The following is an 864-nucleotide window of genomic DNA, read 5'->3' as shown; positions in this document are numbered from 1 at the left end:
GAGTTCGAGTCGCAGCTGCAGATCCACCTCGTCGGCGCCAACCGGCTGGCCGCCGCGGTGCTGCCCGGCATGCTCGAGCGCCAGCGCGGCGACCTGATCTTCGTCGGGTCCGACGTCGCCCTGCGTCAGCGGCCGCACATGGGCGCCTACGGCGCGGCCAAGGCCGCGCTCGTCGCGATGGTCACCAACTTCCAGATGGAGCTCGAGGGCACCGGCGTGCGGGCGTCGATCGTGCACCCCGGCCCGACGAAGACGTCGATGGGCTGGAGCCTGCCGGCCGAGAAGATCGGACCCGCGCTCGAGGACTGGGCCAAGTGGGGCCAGGCTCGCCACGACTACTTCCTGCGCGCGGCGGACCTGGCGCGAGCCATCACGTTCGTGGCCGAGACCCCGCGCGGTGGCTTCATCGCGAACATGGAGCTTCAACCCGAAGCGCCGTTGGCCGACAAGAAAGACCGCCAGAAGCTCGCGCTCGGCGAAGAGGGGATGCCGTCATGACAACTTCGCGAATCGACGATGCGGCGCGAGGCACGAGCGCGGAGGAGGAGTGAGCAAAATGACGACCGCCATCGTGCCACGGGTATCCGGCGGCGAGGAAGAGCACGGTCACCTCGAGGAGTTCCGCACCGACCCAATCGGTTTGATGAAGCGCGTCCGGGAAGAATGCGGCGACGTGGGCTGGTTCCAGCTGGTCGACAAGCACGTCATCCTGCTCTCCGGGGCCGGCGCCAACGAGTTCTTCTTCCGTTCGGCGGACGAGGAACTCGACCAGGCCGAGGCGTACCCCTTCATGACGCCGATCTTCGGCAAGGGCGTGGTGTTCGACGCCAGCCCCGAGCGGCGCAAGGAGATGCTGCACAACTC

General features: G+C 67.9%; 1 protein-coding gene and 1 pseudogene. Both read left to right on the top strand.

Annotated elements, in window-relative coordinates:
- On the top strand, positions 1–498 hold a 498-nt coding region (locus tag A9X04_RS15090; RefSeq protein ID WP_156764364.1), incomplete at its 5' end, for an SDR family oxidoreductase.
- A gap of 58 nt (positions 499–556) precedes the next feature.
- Positions 557–864: pseudogene (locus A9X04_RS15085) on the top strand (cytochrome P450); the annotation flags it as partial.

This window comes from Mycobacterium sp. E3247 (genome assembly GCF_001667785.1).
Classification (GTDB): domain Bacteria; phylum Actinomycetota; class Actinomycetes; order Mycobacteriales; family Mycobacteriaceae; genus Mycobacterium.
This window is presented reverse-complemented; position numbering and strand designations above follow the sequence as displayed.